14 protein-coding genes and 1 rRNA gene are annotated in these 23084 nt (G+C 49.5%); 12 read left to right on the top strand and 3 right to left on the bottom strand.

Annotation, left to right across the window (positions count from 1 at the left end; translation table 11 throughout):
- Positions 1 to 123: ribosomal RNA gene (locus tag I8J30_RS09505) — 23S ribosomal RNA — on the top strand; the annotation flags it as partial.
- 290 nt (positions 124 to 413) lie between these two features.
- A complete protein-coding gene (locus I8J30_RS09500) occupies positions 414 to 890 on the top strand; it encodes a DinB family protein (RefSeq protein ID WP_210657486.1) in 477 nt (158 codons plus the stop codon).
- A 14-nt stretch (positions 891 to 904) separates the two neighbouring features.
- Here I8J30_RS09500 and I8J30_RS09495 read toward each other — a convergent pair whose 3' ends face one another.
- Both I8J30_RS09495 and I8J30_RS09490 read right to left on the bottom strand, forming a co-directional pair.
- On the bottom strand, positions 905 to 1384 hold the full coding sequence (locus I8J30_RS09495) for an NUDIX domain-containing protein (protein ID WP_210657484.1): 480 nt from the start codon (positions 1382 to 1384) through the stop codon (positions 905 to 907).
- Between the two features lie 93 nt (positions 1385 to 1477).
- On the bottom strand, positions 1478 to 2353 hold the full coding sequence (locus tag I8J30_RS09490; protein ID WP_210657482.1) for an NAD-dependent epimerase/dehydratase family protein: 876 nt from the start codon (positions 2351 to 2353) through the stop codon (positions 1478 to 1480).
- Between the two features lie 288 nt (positions 2354 to 2641).
- Here I8J30_RS09490 and I8J30_RS09485 point away from each other — a divergent pair, with 288 nt between their 5' ends.
- Together I8J30_RS09485 and I8J30_RS09480 are read left to right on the top strand one after the other, a co-directional pair.
- Positions 2642 to 4834: an ABC transporter ATP-binding protein gene (locus I8J30_RS09485; RefSeq protein WP_210657480.1), complete on the top strand. Its 2193-nt coding sequence runs from the start codon at positions 2642 to 2644 to the stop codon at positions 4832 to 4834.
- A complete protein-coding gene (locus tag I8J30_RS09480; protein ID WP_210657478.1) occupies positions 4834 to 5340 on the top strand; it encodes a DUF1854 domain-containing protein in 507 nt (168 codons plus the stop codon). Before I8J30_RS09485 ends, I8J30_RS09480 begins: the two co-directional genes overlap by 1 nt.
- Before the next feature lie 55 nt (positions 5341 to 5395).
- Here I8J30_RS09480 and I8J30_RS09475 read toward each other — a convergent pair whose 3' ends face one another.
- The gene (locus I8J30_RS09475) at positions 5396 to 6394 is read right to left on the bottom strand and encodes a GntR family transcriptional regulator (protein ID WP_210657476.1); all 999 of its coding nucleotides are present in this window, start codon (positions 6392 to 6394) and stop codon (positions 5396 to 5398) included.
- 646 nt (positions 6395 to 7040) lie between these two features.
- Here I8J30_RS09475 and I8J30_RS09470 point away from each other — a divergent pair.
- The 8 genes from I8J30_RS09470 (at position 7041) to I8J30_RS09435 (ending at position 23026) form a co-directional block, all read left to right on the top strand.
- A complete protein-coding gene (locus I8J30_RS09470; protein ID WP_210657474.1) occupies positions 7041 to 10370 on the top strand; it encodes a S8 family serine peptidase in 3330 nt (1109 codons plus the stop codon).
- Between the two features lie 45 nt (positions 10371 to 10415).
- A complete protein-coding gene (locus tag I8J30_RS33615; RefSeq protein WP_210657472.1) occupies positions 10416 to 14591 on the top strand; it encodes a S8 family serine peptidase in 4176 nt (1391 codons plus the stop codon).
- A gap of 89 nt (positions 14592 to 14680) precedes the next feature.
- The gene (locus I8J30_RS09460; RefSeq protein ID WP_210657470.1) at positions 14681 to 15244 is read left to right on the top strand and encodes a TetR/AcrR family transcriptional regulator; all 564 of its coding nucleotides are present in this window, start codon (positions 14681 to 14683) and stop codon (positions 15242 to 15244) included.
- 746 nt (positions 15245 to 15990) lie between these two features.
- A complete protein-coding gene (locus I8J30_RS09455) occupies positions 15991 to 17538 on the top strand; it encodes a response regulator (RefSeq protein ID WP_240548007.1) in 1548 nt (515 codons plus the stop codon).
- Positions 17535 to 19256: a sensor histidine kinase gene (locus tag I8J30_RS09450; RefSeq protein WP_210657467.1), complete on the top strand. Its 1722-nt coding sequence runs from the start codon at positions 17535 to 17537 to the stop codon at positions 19254 to 19256. The genes I8J30_RS09455 and I8J30_RS09450 overlap by 4 nt, the downstream gene beginning before the upstream one ends.
- Before the next feature lie 181 nt (positions 19257 to 19437).
- Positions 19438 to 20379, top strand: a complete 942-nt coding sequence (locus I8J30_RS09445) for an ABC transporter permease (protein ID WP_210657465.1) — start codon at positions 19438 to 19440, stop codon at positions 20377 to 20379.
- A 28-nt stretch (positions 20380 to 20407) separates the two neighbouring features.
- Positions 20408 to 21304 carry a carbohydrate ABC transporter permease gene (locus tag I8J30_RS33945; RefSeq protein WP_091222792.1) on the top strand — a complete coding sequence of 299 codons (897 nt, stop codon included), beginning with the start codon at positions 20408 to 20410 and terminating at the stop codon, positions 21302 to 21304.
- A 69-nt stretch (positions 21305 to 21373) separates the two neighbouring features.
- A complete protein-coding gene (locus I8J30_RS09435) occupies positions 21374 to 23026 on the top strand; it encodes an extracellular solute-binding protein (protein WP_240548005.1) in 1653 nt (550 codons plus the stop codon).
- Positions 23027 to 23084 lie beyond the last annotated feature (58 nt).

The raw sequence follows: 23084 nt of genomic DNA, 5'->3' as shown, positions 1-23084 counted from the left end.
CCCCTCAAGATGAGATTTCCCAGTATGTAAGACCCCTGAAAGACGATCAGGTTGATAGGTTCGAGGTGGAAGTGCAGCAATGCATGCAGCTGACGAATACTAATCGGTCGAGGGCTTATCCTACGAACATTCAGCTCGGATGTTCAACTTCGGACAAGATCAGCTAAACAAAACCTTCGCAAAGGTTCGTATCCAGTTTTCAATGTGTAACCCTATAGATTTGGAAGCACCCATGCGGGTGCTTTTTTTATATTCTGCTACAAAATTCACGCTTTAAGAAAATACGAGTTACTGATAGTGTTTTCTTATGTCCTATGGCGTACATCTCTATTGTTAGGACGGACTTAGGACAAAGGTAGAGCCGTTATATGCAAATGTCACGGATGATGGGAAGTAGATTGGAGGGGATCGCGATGATTTCAGCAGTAGGTCAAGATCTTATTAACGCCTACCAGAGAGCGCCGTTGGAGCTTGCGCATGCCATTGCAGGATTAAGCGATTCTGATCTGGATCAGGCCAGAGCAGACGGCAAATGGACAATCAGGGAAATCGTCCATCATCTTATTGACTGTGATATGAATTATTTTCAAATTAACCGATATGCTTTGGCGGACACGGGAGCAACCTATTTGTTTAATGATTTTAATGGGGATGTTTGGAGCGCCAAGATGAGCTATAGAAATCGGTCCATTGACATGGAGATGAAACTGTTCGCCATGATGCGAGACTATATCTCCTACCTCTGCAGTACCTTGCCGGATTCATTGGACCGAGTTCTTGTGCATGAGCATGGGAAGGCAACGGTTAGCGATGCCCTGAAACATGATATCCGGCACGCCTCGCATCATATTGGGCAAATCTATGAGACTCGGAGGATCCATAACCTATGAATGGGTTCTAAGTTCTAGTTCACATCGCCAACATAACAACGCTTTGGTTTAGTTCCGTTCGCAATTTCGATCAGCTGGGGAATCAATGAATTTGGATAAAATGGAAAGTTAGCTAATTCATGAAGCGGAATCCAGGCGACTCCGATTTGGTCAGGGTCTGGATTAGGGGAAGATGCAGGGATGGCGGTACCGTCTCCGTCTTTGAACTTGCAGCGAAAAATAGGGCTGATGATATGTAGGCTGCCATTGGTTTGGGCATTATCGTGATTGCTTCCAATAAACTCACGGAGGAATAGCAGCTCTCCGACGTCTACCGCGACTCCCACCTCCTCGAATACTTCACGATAGATCGCCTGCTCCAGGGTTTCGCCAAACTCTTGTTTGCCGCCGGGGAGAATGTAAGAGTCTTCTAATGTGTCGGTGTCCCTTTTATGGATGGTAAGTATAGCGTCGTTTTGAATGATGACGGCTTGTACGCCAACGGTGATTTTCATTTCCTGTTCTCCTCCTTAAGTAATCTCTTCATATTTGATTAAGGGCCGCCTCAAAAGTTGTAACGCATACTTTGGAGGCGGCCCTTGTTATGGTTAAAGATCTGCCGGCAATTCGGATGGTACCCAGAGGCCGGTTACATCGATTCCGCGTTCATCGCGGATCTTGAGATCACGGAGGAACTCTATAAACCCTATTGCCGGTTTCCAGCCGAGCGCTTGCTCCGCTTCGGAAAGGTCGTGCTGCTCGACTGAGCCTGGCAGGCTAATGGCATATTTCTCAATTAGCCGACGTGCACCGGGAACTTGTTCCTCGCACCAATCCGGGCCAAGTTCGTGGAAGTTGTTCACGACTTCCTCCGGCATTCCGTGATTGGTATGTACGATGGTACAGAAAAGCCCGATATCCCGGTTAAGGGCGGCTTTCACTGAGGCTACGGTAGCGGTGGCCACATCTCTGCGATCGATGCCGTTGCGGAGCAAACGTGAGCCGAATTCCAAGTAAGGACGCGGAATGAATTCATGATAGCGGAGCATGGCGATGGATGCGCCGGTCATTTCATGGTAGGACCTGCACAAGTCTTCTCCAATTACTTTCGAAACACTGTATACGGATCCCCAGCCATAGGCCATGGATGAAGCATATACGATGGATTGGATGCCTGCTTGCTTGCAAGCTTCCAGCACGTTGAACGTACCGTCCACATTAACGGCGAAGATTGTCTCGTCACTTACCGGCGGATTATGCGCGCAATGCCATGCAGCCAGATGAACGACGGCATCCATTCCTTCCACAGCACGGCGAACGTCGCCGGCTGTTCTGCTGTCGCAGCGTACAAATTCCACATCGGCGAAATCTGTTCCCGCCGGAGGTGACACATCTGCCATCCGAACCGTGTATCCCTCTTGGATAAGCGCTCTGCTAATCGCTTGTCCGCCGTTGCCTGAAGCGCCGGTAACTAAAACTTTCATATTGGGAATCCCTCGCTTTATGGTCTGATTCTAGCATTATAGCATGAGAGTTACTTTGTTTACCTGGAACTTTAGTTCCGAAGTAGGTAGAAAAAAGTTGGTTGTGTGGTATTGTGCGAAAAGTGGGATTATTTTTGTGCATCGCATAATTCTGGGTAAAGTTTACAGAGAAAGAAGGAATTATAAACCAAATGTAGAACATATATTCGTAGTGGCCGACTCGCCATTGGAATGTCGGGTCCGATTCGAGGTCAGCCCAATACTTGTTTGGAGACACAGGAGGGTACCATGTCTATACAAGACCAGCTTCCCGAAGCGCTGAGGAAGCAACTAACGTCTGAACTGCTGTTCAGCGCTAAGACCGATCTGCTGCAGGATGGCCGATTCGGCGTGCAATGGCTGGCTGTCACGGCACAAGACATCATGGTATGGCAGCAAGACAAGACACTGCTGCTTAAGCAGCCATTAGAAGAGCTGAAGGATGCGCGGGCCGTCAGTGCAGTCGGTGGAGGAACGCTGCTGGCTGACACCGGTAAAGGTCCGGTCGTAATCGCGCGTTATACAGCTGCGCAATCGCCGGTGTTCGGATTTGCAGCGAAGCTGCTCAGCGCAATAGCGAAGAACGAAGAGCGGCCGGTACTATCGGAGCGCGAGCTTCCTCGCAGCTGCCATAGCTGCGGCAATCCGTTATCGGAAGGAACGCAGATCTGCCAGATATGCACGCACAACGGCAAGGTAGCTGCTCGGATGCTGAGCTATACCAAGCCCTACAAGCTGCAGATGATAGCTGCCGCATGTCTGCTCATTACAACAACACTCGTAGAATTGGTACCGCCTTACTTAACGAAGGTCATCATCGACGACGTCCTTGGCCCGAAGGATGTCGGATCGACACTGCTCTATGTTGTACTGGGGCTCGGCGCAACAATGCTTCTCATGTCGCTTATGCAAACGGTTCGCGGTTTAATCGGCGTATGGGTTGGATCTAAGCTGATGGGGGACTTGCGTAAAGATGTCTACAGCTCGCTCATGCGGCTCTCTCTAGCCTTCTTCGACCGCCGTCAAACGTCGCAATTCATCGGCAGGGTCAATAACGATTCAGAAGCGATGCGGCAGTTTATGACGGACGGGGTCGTGTTCATGACCGCGGAGGGACTGCGGATCATTGCGATTTTCATCATTATGTTCGGGCTGGATTGGCAGCTTACGCTGTACGCTATTTTGCCAGTACCGGTCATGGTTGCCGTATCGATGACGATCTGGCCGAAGATTGGACGACGCTGGTATCAGCAATGGCGTTCGATTTTTCGATTGAACACATTGGTCGGTGATTCTCTTCAAGGAATTCGGGTGGTAAAAGCTTTCGGCAGAGAACATGATGAGCTATCCCGTTATGGGGAAGCGAACGTTGAAGTTGTACGACGAAATATCCGCATGGAAGGGCTCTGGTCATTCATGTTCCCGGCCTTTGCCTTCATTGCCGGAATGGGCACGCTGCTCATTTGGTATAACGGCGGAAGCAAAGTACTGCAAGACAACATGCAGCTCGGTGTACTTATGGCGCTTATCGCTTACCTCGGCATGTTATTCGGCCCGCTGCAATGGATCAGCCAAATGATCAGTTGGGCGAGCAATGCCATGGCGGCTGCACACCGTGTGTTCGAGATTATGGATACGCCGCCTGATGTGCCTGACGTGCGTAATCCGGCAGCTGTCGGCGTCATCAAAGGCGACGTCATATTCGAGAAAGTTACTTACGGTTATGAGAAGCATCATCCGGTGCTCAAGGACGTCAATTTGCAAGTGGAAGCAGGCGAAATGATCGGTCTGGTCGGTCATTCCGGCGCGGGGAAATCGACGTTCATCAACATGATTTGCCGATTCTATGACACCGATGAAGGTGCCATTCTTATTGACGGTACGGATCTCCGCGATATTAGCCAGGTTGATCTGCGTAAGCAGATCGGCGTCGTCTTGCAGGAGACATTCCTGTTCGACGGTACGATTGCCGAGAATATTGCGTATTCCAAACCGGACGCAACACCGATCGAGATCATGCGCGCGGCGAAGATCGCCAATGCGCACGACTTTATCGTTCGATTGCCGGACGGCTACGATACTCGCGTCGGTGAACGAGGTCATAAGCTCTCCGGCGGTGAGAAACAGCGGGTTGCCATCGCTCGTGCCATTATCCATGATCCGCGTATCCTGATTCTGGATGAAGCGACCGCATCGGTTGATACCGAGACAGAACGCCAAATTCAAGAAGCGATTTCGCGGCTGGTTAAAGGCCGTACGACATTCGCGATTGCGCATCGCCTATCGACGCTTCGCAATGCCAATCGGCTTGTTGTACTGGATCGTGGCAAAATCGTGGAAGTCGGCACGCATGAACAATTGCTCGAGAAAGAGGACGGCGCATATCGGAAGCTCGTTGACGCGCAGACGGAGCTGTCCAAGATCAAGGGGGTTGAAGGCTGATGACTTCTGAAGTCGACAAGTATGACATTCGCTTATTTACGCCGGATGATGTCTATTTCAGCCGCGGTGAAGGCGGCGTGTTCCAAGGAATTGTAGCAGGCGTAACGTACGAAGAGCTTGAGGTGTACCGCGCGTTTCCGTTTCTCTACACCACGCAATATATTTCCATTCGAAATTCAAAAGGCGAAGAGCTTGGAATCGTTCCGGACATTAAAGAGCTGTATGAAGAGAGTGCACGGGAGCTCGAGAAGGAGCTTCAGTTTCGCTATTTCATGCCGCGTGTGACGCGTGTGGACAGCGTAAAGTTCAAGTCCGACCTCTGGATGTGGGAGCTGCAAACTCATCTGGGCGCGACTCGGATGGTCATGCGGAATCTGCATGAGCATATGCAATATCCCGGTGGCGGCCGAGTCATACTGACCGACATGAGCGGCAAACGTTGTGAGATTACCGATTGGCGAGAGCTGGATGCACACAGCCGTAAGCTGCTGGAAGAAGTATTGTAAGCATAGTAGGAAGAGTTGGGCAGATAACCTCTGCCCGGCTCTTTTTTTAGTTCATTTATGGAGCAAATCCTGTACCGTAGCGGTAGCGCAAGTCCGTGGCAACGAGCTCTCGCAGCATGTTCTCGCTGCTTCGCTCCAGTCGCAGCTTGAACAGTGCGACTTTGTCCGGAGCCAATTGTTTTAGCTCCGAGTATACCGCTTTGGACGTAAAGATTTTCGCCGAGCTATGGAGGGCTTTCTCCAGATTCTCATGTTCATCAATGCCGAGAACCTCCGGGCATAAGTGGGTAATGCCATCCTCGCGAATACGCTGAAGCATCCACTCGCCCCCGGCCAGACCTTGGCTGACAAAGGATACTTGTGAATCTCGTTGAAGCGTGGCTAATTCAAGCACGATGGAAGAATCGACCGTGACTCCGACCACATGAACCTTTTTGTCCAGAGGAGCCAGTATCGCTTTGGCGCGATTCGCCTGATTCAAGCTGGTCACCCAAATATCGTTCGGACGTGCTTCCTTGACCGTACGAGTTCCTTCCAGCAAATCCTCGAGGAAAATCGTACAGACCTCAAGTTCCGTCACTCGCTCGATTTCTTCTTGATAGAAATAGAGATCATGGTCCTTGCTTTCCACGAGCAGAATGCGCGCCGGAACGGTCGGAAGGCCGCTCTGCAGCAGACTATACCCTAGGCCGGCCATGAAGAGCTCCTGCAGATCAAGCTTTTCCGCGCGTGCTCCTTTGATTACACCATCCAGCAGCCTTTTCATGGGGATGCCTTTTCTGCGCAGTCGTTCCGTTGCCGTGCCGCCAAGCACTTGCGTCCCTTTGCCTTTCTGCATGGAGACAAAACCTTCGACTTTCAGCTGGCTATAAACCCCGTTCACAGTATTTCGGTTAAGCCCGAGCAAATCGGCCAGCTGGCTTGCGGCAGGCAAAGGATCGCCGGGCTTTAATTGCCCCGTACCAATCAGCCACTTCAGCTGTTCTTTGATTTGGGTATGAACCCCAAAATTGACTTGATGATCGACAGTTAAACAGAAGCGATTTGAAATCATATGAACACCCTCATTTACCTATATGTCTATGCATGTTGCATATCTCATTTTCTGAAAATGTAAAGATGGAAGACGGGTAGTTAGCAATCGACTTCTCATGTCTTTGGTCGTACAGTCTCTATATTTCTATCAATACGACCATGAACGTAAGATGAATTGCAAGAAAGAAGGGAGTTTAAATGTATAGGCAAGTATGCATTTCTTCCTATACTGGTTTGACTACTCTACGTTAGGTTGATGCCACCTCCGAATCACATCCTCAGTATACAGACGCAAACTTTCTTTAAAAAGTTATAGAAATTTATTAAAATTTAAATAAATAAATCAATTGACTGATTCATTTGAGTAAATATATAATCATCTCAGAATTTGTTGTAATACCAATGTCAGATTAAGTGACATAATCTTTCATATCCATTACATACGACCCGGTGCTCGAATCAGGTCGCAGGAGCGTATTAATGGCAGAAGTGAAAGGGGGCATATGCCAATAAATACGGTTTTATTGACCAAAGGAAGATTGGCATGATCGTTCGCGCTAGTTACCTATCTACTAGTAGATAGACAAGTAAATGAGGATGAATGTAAGCGTTTCCTATGTTTTTTTTATTAACTTTTTATTATTTAAGCGAGGACGTGATAAGGCTTGATCAGAAAAAGTAAGCGAATGGCTTCCGCACTCCTGTCGACGATGCTGGTATTCGGAGTTGTAACACCTGTATTGGCTAAGCAATCGCAGCACAATGATCCGATACGAAAAAGCCAATGGACTGAAGGAGAGATTTCCCTTGCCCCCTCTATCGAAAATCCAACCGCGAATGCCGCACGGCAAGCTTCCATGCAGCTCCCTGCGTTCGGCAGCACGCTGCCTGAAAAACCGGAATATGCCGCTGATCGTGTCATTGTCAGATATCGCACGGAGCAGAAGTCCGTATTTGCCGTATCACTGAGCAATCAAATAACGGGGTCCAGCCCGCTCTCGGTACCCAATGCGGAGCTGTTGAAGCTCGCGGCTGGCGCTGATGTACATAGTGTGATAGAAGAGCTGCTTAAGGATCCGAACGTTCTCTATGCGGAGCCTGATTACAAGATAAATTCTGCATTGGTTCCGCAAATGATCCGCCCGGTCGACTTGTCGAACGAGGCGGCCGTTTCGGCAGCGGACGCGGGACAATCAGCCGCATTGCCTAATGATCCTCTTTTCCATGAACAATGGGGGCTGAACAACACCGGCCAGGATCTCAATGAAGGCTCGGTACCCGGCGGCTTGGAAGATATCGATATGGATTTGCCTGAAGCTTGGGAAATCACGACGGGCAGCAAGGACGTGACCGTTGCCGTTATCGGCACCGGCGTGAAGATGGATGCTCCCGATCTGGTCGGTCAGTTCTGGACCAACGATAAAGAAATTGCTGGCAACGAAATCGATGATGATGGCAACGGGCTCATTGATGACGTGAACGGCTGGGATTTCGCCTACGATGACAACACACTTTTCGATACGAGCGATGGTCTCAATGATACTTACGGCACGACAATTACCGGACAAATCGCCGCTGTTATGAACAATAACGAAGGCATTGCCGGTGTGGCGCCTAATGTAAAGGTCATGCCGCTTAAGGTGGCTTCCGAAGAGCTCGGATACTTCTCGGATGTCGTGGATGCCATCCACTATGCCGATGAGCACGGCGCCAAGATCGCTACGCTCGGAATCGTGTATCAATACAGAAGCAAACTGGTCGAAGATGCGATCAATGCCTCCGACATGTTGTTCGTTTCTCCGGCCGGCGAAAGCTCAGGCTTGACCGGTACCTTAAATACGGATGTTCTGCCGGTGTATCCTGCAGCCTATCCAAGCTTGAACATGCTTTCGGTTACCGGTGTCAATATTCTGGGTGATCCGGCTTTGGGCGCTGCGATCGGGCAGATGTCCGTCGATGTCGCTGCACCGTCCGAACTGGTCATCTCGACAACGCCTGACGTTGATGCCGGGTATGCGGCGCAAATCGATAATGGGATCTATAAAGCGTACTACAACGGAATTGGGTTTGAAGAAATTCCGATTGAGGATCCGCAATATGCCGGTCAACGGCAGGAGATGTTCGATCGCGCGATGGATTATCTCAAGCCGGCGGATGTAGCCGAACCGAAGATCCTACTCGTTAATGACAGTAAGCGCTCCTTCAATAACGGCGATGGAGGCGTAGGTCCAATGTACGAAAGCGATCCTATGGCTGTCTATGAAGGGCTGCTTCAGAAAGCCGGTTATACCTATGAAACATACACGACAGAGGACGAGACCTTTGATGGCCCGGCGCTCACCGGACCGCAAGGGCTGCAGCAGTACGATATCGTGGTTTGGTTCACGGGAACGGCAGCAGTTACCGGTGATAACAAACTGATCACAGATAATGATCAAGCGAATTTGACCGGTTATCTTAACGCCGGCGGCCACTTGATGCTCACGGGACAAGATGCTATTGACCAAAGCCCGAAATCCGCTTTTGTAAGAGATGTCCTTGGCCTTAAGCTCGTCAAGGAAGGCGGCTACATTTTCAAAGGTTGGGGTGTTCCCGGCACGATTTATGAGGATCAAGAATATAGGCTAATGGATTTCTCGTTATTTTACGACACCGTCATTAGCAATAAGCCCGAGATGACTACGGTCAATATCAAGAACAGCAAAGGCAGATACTCCTATTCCCAAGGTACGCTATACGCTGCTGCCTACGCTGCAGGCGTGGCTGCACTGGTTGGAAGCCAGAATCCGGATATGAATGCACTGGAAATCAAGCAGCGCGTTGTAACAAGCGGCAAGCCGATTCCTACCTTAAAAACAATGACAGTAAGCGGTAAGCTAATCAGTGCCTATCGTGCACTGTGGAATAAGGACATCCCGGGGATGTCGTTGATTGATACGTCTGTCACAGGCAAACTCGATCAGGCGAGCGATCCGAATCATGTCTATTCCGTCGAACTGAACGCCGGCGAAACGGCGACCTTCACGCTTACGGGTGAAGAGGGGACGGATTTCGATCTGATTCTATACGATGATTCCGCTACGACCGTGCAAAGCAAAGAAGGCGCGGTAGCCTTCTCCGAAACGGCGGACACGTCATCCGAATCAATCACGTACCGCGCAAGCAAGGCGGGTACGTATTACGTGAACATCTATGCCGTAAAAGGCGCCGGTGCCTACACCTTGAACGTGCAGTACGGTAACTCGTCGAGCCGGGTCGAGGACAGCGACGCATCGCTGATCTACGACGGTAACTGGACCACACTAACGGGCTCTTCCTATTCGGGTGGAACCTTGAAGCAGCTTACCGGAGAGGGCTCCGTCAAGTTTGGGTTTAGAGGGAATCTGTTCGAATGGATCGGTACAAAGAACGATATGCAAGGCACCGCAGAGATCCGAATCGATGGATTGGCTATGGGTTATGCCGATTTGTCCAGCGTGACGCAACAATCGAAGCAATCGTTGTTCAAAATGCTACTGACTAATGGGCATCACGACGTAGAGATTCGATCCGTAAAAGGCGTAAATCAGAAATTGGCAATAAACGTGGATGCGTTCGTGTTCTCCGGATTAATTTCGCCGACACATCCTGCCGCCGATTACGAGGGGCCTTGGGCTATTCGATACGGCAAGAAATATGCTGACGGTGTACAAACCTATACCACGACTCCGGGCAGTTCCGTCGACTTTACATTCACAGGCACGAAGGTTACCGTCTGGTCCTCGACCGGCAGCAACCGCGGCAAAGCGAATATCTACATCGATGGCAAGTCGGTGACGGCAGCGCCTATCGATCTGTACAGTGATAAGATGCGCTATCAGGTACCTGTCTTTACGTCAGGCGAGCTCGCAAATGGCGTGCATCATATCGAAGTTGTTCATGCCGGCGAAGCCAATCCCAATTCGAGCAACAGCATTGTGACCATCGACGGCTTGGATGTCCTGAACTTAAACTAGCCTGCAAAGCAGCTACTATTCTGAACCGAAATGGGGTACCTGAACGTGAAACGATCATTTCTCAAAAAATCACTTTCGCTCGCAACGGTCTCGGTGCTGGCCGGAAGTCTGGTTACGACCGGCTTGCCAGCCGCGCATGCCGCTCCGCTGGACAAGGCATTCATAACAAAAGAAGGGCTGGAAGCCGTAACGCGGCTGCTGCAGCAAGCTAAGCCGGAAGCCGGGATCAATGCGATCCCTGGCGAAGCTTACATTGCCGATGACATCGATACCGCTTCCGCGAAGGAAATGAATGTCATCCTCCAACTAAGCGGCCAACCCGCGGCCGTTGGTATATATGCCGCGAAGCTCGGCTATAAAGCACTGGCAGCGGAAGCAAGTGAAGTTACCGTGCAGTCGGAGCAGCAGGCATTCGTTCGCAGTGCTCAAGCTAGCAGCATTCCGTTTAAGATCAATCGCAGCTTTAATACGGTGCTCAACGGAATGGAGATTACCATCCGGGCTGATCTTATTCCGCAGTTGGCGAAGCTTCCGGGCGTGAAAGCCATTCATAAGAATGTCATCTATTACCCGATTGACGAGCCCGACGGCTATCAAATTGCTGCCGGCTCATCGGATTTCGATCCGGTTCCGCTCGAGCAAATCGGCGTTCTGAAGGCTTGGGATCGCGGATTAACGGGCAAAGGATTGAAGGTCGGCGTTATTGATACCGGCATCGATTACCTGCATCCGGACCTCAAAGGCAATTATGTCGAAGGCGGCTACGATGCCATTAATCAGGACGACGATCCATATGAAGATTTACCGGAAGAAGGCTATGAAGACTCAACAGGCTCTATCCATGGTACGCATGTATCCGGCACGATCGCCGGAACGGCTTCCAACCCGACGTCCGTGCATGTGCAGAAGGGTGTCGCCTATGAGGCGGATCTGTATGCCTATAAAGTGCTCGGCCCGGAAGGCGGCACATCCTCCCAAGTTATCGACGGGATCGAACACGCCGTCGACGACCACATGGACGTCATTAACCTTTCCTTAGGGAGCGATCTGGAGAAAGATCCGGACTCGCCTGACTCCATCGCGGTGAACAATGCCGTCTTAGCAGGCGTTGTAGCCGTGGTCGCGAACGGCAATGCCGGCGGCGGCAATCAGTACTACTACTCCATGGGATCACCGGCCGCTTCGCAAATGGCGATCTCCGTTGGTGCGGTGACAAGCGATAGCAACCGCGTCCAGGGGACGATTCACAGCGCAGTCGGGTCAGAGGTCTATGACACGAATATGAGTTTGATGAGCTGGACGACGGATAAAGAGAGCTTTAACACCATGTTCGGCACCAATCCGATTCAAGGCGTTTACGTCGGCCTGGGTAGGGAAGATGATTATAAAGGCCTTAAACCGGAGTTCCTGGCCGACAAAATCGTATTCATCTCCCGAGGGCTTTCCAGCTTCGACGAGAAAGTGAAATTGGCTGCCAAGCACGGCGCGAAGGCGGCTGTCATCTTTAATGGCAATTACTCTGCCAGCGATCCGAATGTCCCTGACTTATCGGAAGAAATACTGTCTCGTGACGGCGCGATCGGTCCGCTTGCTTTCCTTGGCGACGGCTACGATTATATTCCGACATTCGACATGCCGGGCAAGATGGGGCGTGCATTAGCTCGCCAGCTGAAGGCGCATCCGGATCAAAAGTTGCAGTTCACGATGAAGAACGACTTTAAGACGGTTGTGGTAGCCGGTGACCGAATGGCTGATTTCAGCTCCAGAGGGCCGAACTCGGATGGCAACTACGGCATTAAGCCGGACCTTAGTGCACCCGGCGTTTCAATCTTCTCTTCGATTCCTGCTTATGGACAAGCGAATCCTGACGCTAACTATGACAAAGCCTATGCCAAGCTAAGCGGCACGAGCATGGCTACTCCTCATGTGGCCGGACTTGCTCTGTTGATTAAGCAAGCGCATCCGGATTGGACACCGACCGACATTCGCGCAGCGCTGGCGAATACGGCGGAGGAGATCCAGGACGAGAATGGCACGATGTATGATGTCTACTCGCAAGGCGCAGGGCGCGTCAATGTCATGAACGCCATTGATACGCGTGCCATTATTGAATCGATGGACGAAATTACGCTTCACGACGATAAGATGAACCCGATCGTTATGCCTAGCGAAGGCAGCAGCGTGAGCTTTGGCATGATGAACCCGGGTGCCAGCGAGGCCGTCAAAAAGCCGCTTCGCGTCAAGAATTTATCGAATGTATCCGTTACGTATAAAGCGAAAATCGTGATGCATCCTTCGGTAACGTCCGATCCGCATCATCCGATCCCTACGCCGAATCCGAGCGAGATCATTATGGGACTGGAGGGACTCACATCCAACCAAATCACGGTAGGAGCAGGCGACGAGTTCAATTTCAACCTGACCGCGAAGTCTATCCCGCGCGCAAAGGTCGGCGTATACGAGGGTGAAGTCTTGTTGGAGAGCAATGGACTGCCTTCGCTGCATCTGCCGTTCGTTATTCATATTGGCGATGAGTCCGATGACAACGACTTCCTGATCCAGAACCTGACACTCAGCAATACGACGGTGTCCAAAGACGCGCCGATCGACATTACGGCGTCGCTTCCGACAGGAACAATTAATCACTTCTATGCAGTGATCGTCGACTTAGATAACGAAGTCTTGGGCTTATTGGCCGAAATCTACGATCGGGATGAATCGAAAGACTTCCTAAAGCCGATTCCGTCCAACATCATCATTCCTGAATTCGATGGCTCTTATAATTTAGGTATCCTTGTGCAAGATGGCAATAAATTAAATGAAGATCTTCCGGAAGGAAGGTACAAGCTGGCGGTCGTAGGCACTGTCTATGATAAAAACTACAATGTCCTCGACGAGTCCGTTGCATTCAAATCGTTCTACGTGACGAATGAAGCTGCCGTTGACGAACCTAACCCGCCGACAAATCCGCCATATACAGGGGGACCGATTACTGCTCCTAACGATGAGGCGTACAACAAGGATGTTGCTGCTTCCGTAATCGAGAAGGGGCAAACCGGCATTACGATTGCGCCGCAGTCGAAGCTGGAAGGCACGCAATTGTCCGTGTCCGTCACGGACGCCGATCTGCAGAAAGCGATTGCCGAAGTGAAGCCATCTGTCGCCCTTACCATCGGAGCAGCTTCCAAGGACGCTTCCTCCGCAGAGTTGAAATTAACGGCTGCGCAGGCAAAATTGGTGACCGAATCCGGTCTGAAAGGAACGATCGTCTTTACTTGGAACGATGCATCCGTCGCTTTGCCAATCCCTGCCTTGAGTCAAGGATCCGATGGCTCGGATATCGTTCTTACGATCAAGAAGGATGAAGGCAGCAAATCCGAATTTACGAAGCAAGTGAAAGATGCCACGATTCTGGGAACACCTTATGTGTTCGAAGCAAGCAGCTTGAAGAACGGCGTTGCCTCTCCGCTTAAGCTGAAGGCCGACCAAGCCGTAACCAGATCGTTCCTTGTCGAGAACGGTGTAAGCACGGCAGGCGCGTTGTACCTTGACGGCGACCATGTATATCCTGTACCTGCCAAAGTTACAGCTGCCGGAGAAGGCAAGTCCATCGTAACGATTCGTCGACCGGGCTTCTCGACTTATGCCGCTGCGTCGAGGCATGTGACGTTCTCCGATATCGATAAGTCATGGGCACGCGATCAAATCCAAACGCTTGCGGATAAATTCTTGTTGAACGGCACTTCCGAGCATGCCTACTCGCCGAAGGCTAACGTGACTCGCGCACAATTCGCGTCGATGCTCGCAAGAACATTGGGGCTGCAATCCAAAGCAGCGGTCAATCCGTTCAGCGATGTACGCGGCAGCGACTGGTTTGCTTCCGATGTGACGAGTGCTTACGAGGCCGGACTTGTAACGGGTTCGGATGGCCGGTTCAACCCGAACGCAGCCATCACCCGTCAAGATCTGACGGTCATGCTGGCCAGAGCGATCAAGCTTGTCGGGCTTCAGCAGTCTAGCCAACCTGGCAATCAAGCTTACGCCGATGCTGCTTTGTTCAGCGGCTATGCTCAAGAAAGCATTCAAATGGTAACGGATGCCGGACTGATGAAAGGCGTCGAATCGAAAGGCAAGTTCTACTTCCAACCAGCCGGCGCTACTACGCGCGAAGCTGCGGCGAAAGTATTGTACGAGCTGCTGCTAGCATCCGGTCGTATCTAGGTTTACCTGTATAACGGAAGGAACTGCCGAGATGGTTCGGCAGTTCCATTCCCATTTTGTCTACTTTTACGGATAGCGAGGTGCGCAACATGGAAACCGCAAAACGCAAAGAGCAGCTTCTACATTTGGCCGAATCGTTGATTCGACAAAAAGGGTATACGGCTTTCAGTTACGACGACCTCTCTAAGCATCTCGGCATATCGAAAGCGAGCATTCATTATCATTTTGTGAAGAAGGAAGACTTGGGTCTTGCCGTGCAAGAGCAGATCTATCAAAGACTAGCCGATTTCTCTTCTAAGATGCAACAGTCGGAGGATTCGGTCGAAGCAAAGTTCGTCCAATTCTGCAATCTGCAATCCGAACAGTTAGCCGATAATGAGATTTGCCCGATTTCAGCGCTGCAAGCGGATTTCGAGCTGCTGCCGGAAACGATGAGACAGAAAACGCAGGAGCTCAGCCAATTTGAGCTTTCAGTTATGCATGACGTGATTAATTCAAAGGTGCCTGAATCTCGCGATAAATCCGGGTTTTGTCCGATCGCGCTGGCGGTGTTGTCTGCAATAAAGGGCTCTATTCAATATCGCCGCGTAAGAGGCGGAGATTCCTTGACGGAAACATGGAAGGGACTCAGCCGTTTATTAATCAATCATTAGATCGACGATCCTCCCAATGAATGTCTAAATAACCTCCCATTTAGCAACCTGGATTTTTCAGGGCTGAAGCGAGGTTTTTTATTTGCCCATTCTCCCCCGCGAGGGGGGAAGGGGGGCAGCTATTGCGCTGAAAGTGCAGGCAAGCTCAAGCAGTTGTAAGATGTGTTGACTATGAGCGGTTCAGCTCGGGATGGAGAGGGCGCAGCATCGTGGGGAAAATGCTCTAACGAATCGTAAAGCGCTTATTTCGCTAAAAACACCTCCTTAACAAAAGCTAACGAATCGTAGAAGCGTTATTTGACCGTTTTGGAGTGTTTCGGAGCCATTTGCCCCGAAATAAGACCTCTACGATTCGTTAGATTCTCGGAACCTGCAAATCCGGTCAAATAAGACCTGTACGATTCGTTAGAATTCTCGCGGCACGGAAGGTGGAAAGCGGTATAGTTGGGGATCGGGAAAGTGGAATGCGCAGTATGTAGTTGGAGAGCAGGAAAGTGAAACGAGCGGTATGCACGAATGTAGTTGGAGAGCAGGAAAGTGGAATGCGCGGTATACACGGGATGTAGTTGGGACCACTCAATTGGTTACGATTCATATTGGCGCAAACACGCGATTCAGTTACAATGATGAAATAAGTTTTGGCGCGACCAGCACGGCCATTCAGCGCAGCGATTCAACTCAGCCAGTCAGACAGAAATTTGCCAATAAAGTCTATCCTCACCAGGGGGGCAGTGCCCGTGTTCAAGATGCTCATCGTTGACGACGAACAGTTCGAAAGAGAAGGCGTGAAATTCCTGATCGACAAATATGGCTTGCAGCTTGAAATTCATGAAGCGGACAGCGGAGAGAGCGCGCTTGCGTTCATGAAGCAAAACCATGTGGATATTTTATTTACGGATATCCGAATGAAGGGCATGGATGGCCTTCAACTGGCCGCCGCCGTTCGGGAACTGGCTATCCCGGTTAAAGTGATTTTCATGAGCGCCTACGGCGATTTCGAATACGCGCAGAAAGCTATTGACGTGAATGCGATCCGATATATTCTGAAGCCGGTGCAAGTCAATGAATTTCTGAAGGTCATCTCGCAAGTCATCCACATGTGCGAGAAGGAAAAGCAGGAAGAGGAGCGGCAGAAGCAGCTCGAGGAGGCCTATGGGCAAGGAATCATCCGTCACGAGAAGCAGAGGCTGGTTTCGCAGTTGATCCACGGGGAGAATAACGACCAGCACGAATCATTCGAAGTCCATGCTCCGATTCCGATGTTTAACGGTTCCAAACCGCTGCGCATGGTTATTTTGGACTCCCGCAGTCGTGTCTTCGATTTGTCCGATCTGGATCTCGAAAGCATGATCAGCGAATGCGTACAACGGCAGCATGAAGGGTTCAATCTAAATGAGTATCAGAGCATGCTGTTCATGGAAGTTATGGAAGGGGATACGACTGCTGACATAGAGGCGATAGGCAACCGTATCATACAGCAATTCAAAGAGAAGTACGCTACGGATCTGTTTGCAGCGTTTAGCGGCCCGATTGACAACATTGGCAGCCTTCGGGCCGTCTATAACGAGATTGAATCGATGTTGGAGAGCAAGTTTTTCTACGATAAAGGCGCCGTATTAATTGCAGAAAGCGCGTGGTTAGACGGGCATTCGTCCGACAGCGTGGAAGAGAAGATGTCGGAAATCGCAAGAGATGTGGAGCGCAAAGATTTCCAATCCGCGCGCATGCAATTCGAGAAATTACATGAGCTGCTAAAGGCCGGAAAGCAGATCTCCTCGATCTATTTGAAGTACAGCTGCATGGAAATATTGAAAATGATGTTCGACTATGCGCCGAAGAAAAACACGGAGCAGTTCAAAAAAAACCTCGAACAAATCTATAAATCGAACAAGCTGAGCGAGCTTTGCATGCTGATGATATCCACGCTTGAAAGCTGCGAAACGACGGACGGGCAGACGGCTGATTCGAACAACCGCAAGGTGACGGATTCCATCCTGAGAACGATCCATATGGAGTACAAGCGGGATTTATCCGTCGAAGAGCTGGCGGAGAGCGTTTATTTGTCTCCCAACTATTTAAGTCATTTGTTCAAAAAGCAAGTAGGCGTCAGCATTATCAAATACATCACGTCTACGCGAATGAAGAAAGCCAAGGAACTGCTTGCCGAAACCAACAAAAAAGTGGCCGACATCAGCGAAGAAACGGGATACTCCAATATGGCCTACTTCTGTTCGTTGTTTAAGTCCCATTTTGGAATGACGCCGACGCAATACCGGGAAGAGCTTGGCATATGATCGGCAGAATCGTTCATAAATGGAATGGTCTGCGTCTGAAACCGAAGCTGTTTTTGTCTTATTTGTCGGTCATCATCATTCCGATCCTGGTACTCGGCATCTATTCCTACTGGCAGTCCAAGCAGCTATTGAACACGCAAGCCGAGCAAGCATTAAACCGCAACGTGGATACGATGGCCGGCTATTTTAATTACAAAGCGGAATTGTACAATCATACGGCAAACATCATTCTGAACAACAGCAAGATCCAGCAGATCATTAGTACCCCCTATATGGACTATGTGAATCTGTACTACGACCTGAACCGATACTTCTATCCGAATTTCAACCAAATACGGATCGGTAACAAAGAAATCAACCAATTGACCGTGTATACGGAGAACGACATGCCTGAATCAGGATACGCCATTATGTCTGCTCGGCGATTGCCCTCGTTTGCTTGGTATAAAGAGCTTGGACAAGGCGACGTACGGCCGAAATGGATCCGACACTCGTCCGAGCTGTACTTCATCAGCACGTTTCCGCGTCTGCTCGTGAATGGTCAGAACGACATCCTCGTCATGCAGATCGACATGAAAGATTTATTCGGGCGAGTAGCCGAACTGATGCCGGGGAACGGGGTCATCGTGACCAATGCCAAAGGCGGCGTCCTCTATTCGAATTCCGCGGAATCTGTTAAAGCATTCCGATTAAACGACTTGAACGATATGGATATTATCCATGCGGAAAGCGGAACGGTTGAAATCGGCGATCAGAAATTACTTGTGCTCAAGAAACAAATTCCGGAGTCGGGCTGGTTGATCTACACCTATGTTCCAGTGAAGAACGTTTCGTTAAACGCCGATAAAATTTTGACCGCAACGTCCATCGTCGCCGGATCTTGCATTCTTCTTCTCCTGATCCTCATAACAGCGATGTCCAACAACCTCATGAAGCGGATTCATACGCTCGTATCCTGGATGAAGCGGGTAGAAACCGGGGAGTTGGATCTACAGGTACACACGGGAGCAAAGGATGAAATTGGCGAGTTAATGATCCGGTTCGGGCATATGCTCAAAAGACTCAATGAGGTCATCCAAGAGTCGTATGCGAGCAAAATCATTCAGAAGGATGCCGAGCTGCGCGCATTACAAGCGCAAATCAATCCGCATTTTCTGTACAATACGTTGTCGTTTGTCAATTGGAAGGCGCTGCGAAGCGAGGAGCATGACATCAGTCACATCGTCGTTTCTTTGTCGAAATTTTATCGAACGGCTCTGAACAAGGGCGGGCAGATTATTACGGTCCGGGAAGAGCTTGAGAACATCAGGTCCTATTTGGAAATTGTGCTCATTATGAAAAATTACAGCTTTGATGTCGTGTATGAGATTGATGAACAGGTTTATTCGCATAAGATGATCAATCTCGTCTTGCAGCCGCTCGTAGAAAATGCGATCCAGCATGGCATTGATAAGAAGGAACAAGGCCGAGGCCAAATCAAACTGATTGCTCGTATCGAGGCAGACACGGTCGTATTTACGGTAGAGGATAACGGATCGGGGATTTCGGAGGACATGATCGGAAATTTGCTTACGGCGCAGACTTCCGGCTATGGCTTGAAAAATGTACATGAACGGCTTCAGTTAAAGTTCGGTGACGATTATGGCATCACGATAAGCAGCACAATCGGTGAGGGTACGATTATGAAAGTAACCATACCTCTGTCGGTAGAGGCATAAAGGTTGAAGCATGCTGACTCTGTACCTTTTCCGGGGTACGGAGTTTTTTTATAAAAGTACGTAGAAAACTGATAAGGATCGAAGATATGTGATAATTACGACCCTTGGGCCCGCTGTTATGATAAGTACAAGTAAATATAAGCGCTGTCATGACAACTGGTGCAAGGAGGTTAAGCCCGCAATGGATATCGCCGCTTCGAGGAAATCGGCCGTAAAGAATCAGAAATGGAGCAATTGGAGAAAGTATCGCGTTCTGCTTCTGATGATGATACCTGGAATGATTTATTATGTTGTATTCAATTATATTCCGATGTATGGTGTCGTTCTTGCTTTTAAAGACTACAGATTCATGGATGGGATTCTGGGAAGTCCCTGGGTTGGCCTTAAGCATTTCGATAAGTTATTCGCCGATCCTTATTTTTACACGGTGCTTAAAAACACCCTCATCATTAGTTTTTACAAGCTGTTGTTCGGCTTTCCGGTTCCGATTATTTTCGCATTGTTATTAAATGAAATTTCCAATGTGAGATTCAAAAAAGTCGTGCAAACCGTGTCATACTTACCGCACTTCATCTCATGGGTTATACTCGGCGGTATTTTCTTCTCCATTCTTTCTTGGGAAGGGCCAATCAATACGCTCATCACCTTGTTCGGAGGCACCCCCAGCTTGTATCTGGCCGATGCCCGATATTTCCGGACGGTGCTCGTCGTCACCCATATCTTCCAAAGCTTTGGCTGGGGCTCGATTATCTATTTCGCGGCGTTGTCCGGCATCGACACGCAAATGTATGAAGCGGCTGTTCTGGATGGAGCCGGTCGATTTAAAAGGATGTGGTACATTTCGATACCGATGATTGCTCCTGTCGTAGCGATTATGCTGATTCTGTCCATGTCAGGTATTTTAGACGCCGGATTCGACCAGATTTTCAATATGTACAATGTCAAAGTTTATAATGTGTCCGACATCATTGATACGTACGTTTACCGAAAAGGATTGGTGGATATGAGTTACAGCTATGCTACGGCGGTCGGATTGTTCAAATCCGTAATCGCACTCATCCTCATCTTCGTCGTGAATCGGATCGTAAAAATGATCGGTCAGAAAGACAGCGCGATATGGTAAATGTACGTTGGGTTGGAGGTGCTTCGTTGTGATTGCCGTGAAGAAGACGCCGGGCGAAAAAAGCTTTGATGTCATCCTATATCTGTTCATGTTGGTATTATTGGTGCTTACGCTTTATCCATTCTGGACGCAAGTGATCATTTCGATGGATGGAGGAGGGGCGAAGAGCACAGCATATGCGTCAGGACTCGTGTTATATCCTGCCAAGTTCACGCTTGAAAGCTATAAGCTGGCTTTTCATTACGACGCTTTATGGTACGGTTATAAAAATACCGTTGTGCGTACCGTGCTTGGCGTAGCCTTAGCGGTGGTGTTCACGTCCATAACCGCGTTTCCGCTGGCGAAGAAGGACCTGCCGATGAATCGCATTTTTACCGGGATCATCTTGTTCACCATGTTATTTGGGGGCGGACTTATCCCTTCCTATTTATTGATTAAAGGGCTCGGCATGTATAACACGATATGGGCGCTTGTCGTGCCGGGAATGATCAGCGCGTTTAACGTGCTCATCATCCGCAATTTCTTCCGCTCCCTGCCGGAAGAGCTCGAGGAATCCGCTCGGGTCGACGGAGCCGGATATTTGAGGATATTCTTGCAGATCGTGATTCCGCTATCCAAACCGGTGCTCGCGACGATTGCTTTGTGGGTTGCAGTGGGCCATTGGAACGCATGGTTCGATAGTTTGATCTACATTTCGGATCCGAATCACCAAGTGCTTCAAGTCATCTTGCGCAAAATCATTATTGATAACAATACGTCAGGCTTGATGCTGGCCCAGCAAAATTTAACCCATCATTCGGAATTCTCCGGCAGGCAGCTTCAAGCGACAATGATTATGTTCTCGATTATTCCGATGCTGGTTATCTATCCGTTCGTACAGAAGTATTTCGTAACAGGCGTCATGGTCGGTGCTGTTAAAGGGTGATCCGCTTCTTGCGGATTAAGCCGTTAATAGATAGATAGATACATATCATGGGAAGGGTTGATTGTGAAGATGAACAAGAAATTTAAAGTGCTGGTTTATGGAGGCGCAAGTATTTCTTTGCTGGCGAGTTTGCTGGCAGGCTGCGGTACGAGCAACAACAACGGCGGCGGCAACATCAATAGCAGCAACAACAGCCAGGCCTCGGATTCACCGTCGAACAATGCAGCGGCGTCGAACTCGGCAACAACGGAAGATAAAACGGATCATCTGACCTTCTGGGCGTATTATCCGGATCAAAACAAGGTGGATTCACCCGGAGTAACCGCACTTGCTAAAAAATTCAATGCTGAAATCGAGCTCGTTCCGACAAGCGGCGACACGTACAAAGAAGATGTAAACTTGAAAATCGCTTCCGGCAACATTCCGGACTGGATTAAAGAGCCGGCTCCAACCGACTATATGAAGTTTGTCGATCAAGGCGTCGTGGCGGAAATTCCGCAGGATATGATCGAGAAGTATATGCCGAAATACGTAGAATGGATCAAGCGATTCATCGACAAAGACGATCCGTTCAAATACGTTCGGGTAAACGGTAAAATTTATGGCTTGCCGGGAATTTGGGATATCGGTATCGACGGACAACAGCTGGGATTCCGTGAAGATTGGCTCAAGAAGGTAGGCATTAACAAAATTCCGGAAACGATCGAAGAAGAGGAAGCGGCTTTGACGAAGTTCCGTAACGAAGATCCGGACGGAAACGGCAAGAAGGATACGTACGGCCTGACCGCTACCGCGGAATCGCTGGACATGATGTTTAGTTCCGTATTCGGTGCCTATGACGCTTATCCGGGTATCTTCCGCGAGAAGGACGGAAAAATCGTTCGCGGCGAAATCGAGCCGGGCGCTAAACAAGCTTTGACTACGCTTAACCGTTGGTACGCGAACGGACTGATTGATCCTGAGTTCGTCGTGAATAAGGGTAACAATTTCGAGGATAAAATGTTAACCGGAAAAGCCGGCGCAGCGGATTACTACTGGTGGGTTTATTATCCGGGCAATGCATTCCTCGGAGGCGAAACTTGGTATGACAAGCTTCACAAAGTAGATCCAAACTTCAAATGGCTGACAGAAGGCGGTATCAAAGGACCGGAGGGCAAATTCGGTATTTCCCAATCTTCTCCGAACAATGCATCCGGCCTCATGTTCGGCAAACAGCTTGCGGATGACCCGGAGAAATTAGGGAAATATCTGCAAATTTTCGAAGCGACGCAGTTTGAACCGGAATTCTATGAGCTTCTCAACTTTGGGGTTAAAGGAACGCATTGGCAGCTGAACGAACATGGCGTCGTCGAGTATATTGCTCCTTATGATAATGAAGATGAGCGCAAAAAACTCGGAATCGCAGGCGGATATTCGATGGCCGGATCGTTTAACGATTATGACTTCCAAACCTCGTATACCGCAGATAAAGACCTTCGCCCAATTGCACAAGAAGCAAGAGCGAAAGGCGTAAAAGTATATGACATTCTGAACGCATACCAAAAACCGCTTTATAACGAAAACAAAGACCAGCTTACCCAGTTCACTTTGCAATCCTATATCGATTTCATTACGGGCAAAAAGCCAATCGACGATTTCGATAAATTCGTTGAAGATTGGAACAAAATGGGCGGAGACAAAGTGATGGCCGAAGCTCAGCAAGTTTACGATCAAAACAAATAACAATTGGTTCATGAAGTATGAACGGGCATCGGGGTTCCGGTGCCCGTTCTCTATATTT

This window comes from Paenibacillus lignilyticus, from assembly GCF_017942085.1.
In the GTDB taxonomy this organism is placed as follows: domain Bacteria; phylum Bacillota; class Bacilli; order Paenibacillales; family Paenibacillaceae; genus Paenibacillus_Z; species Paenibacillus_Z lignilyticus.
Note: the sequence above shows the minus strand (reverse complement) of the source record. Positions and strands in the feature narration are given on the sequence as shown.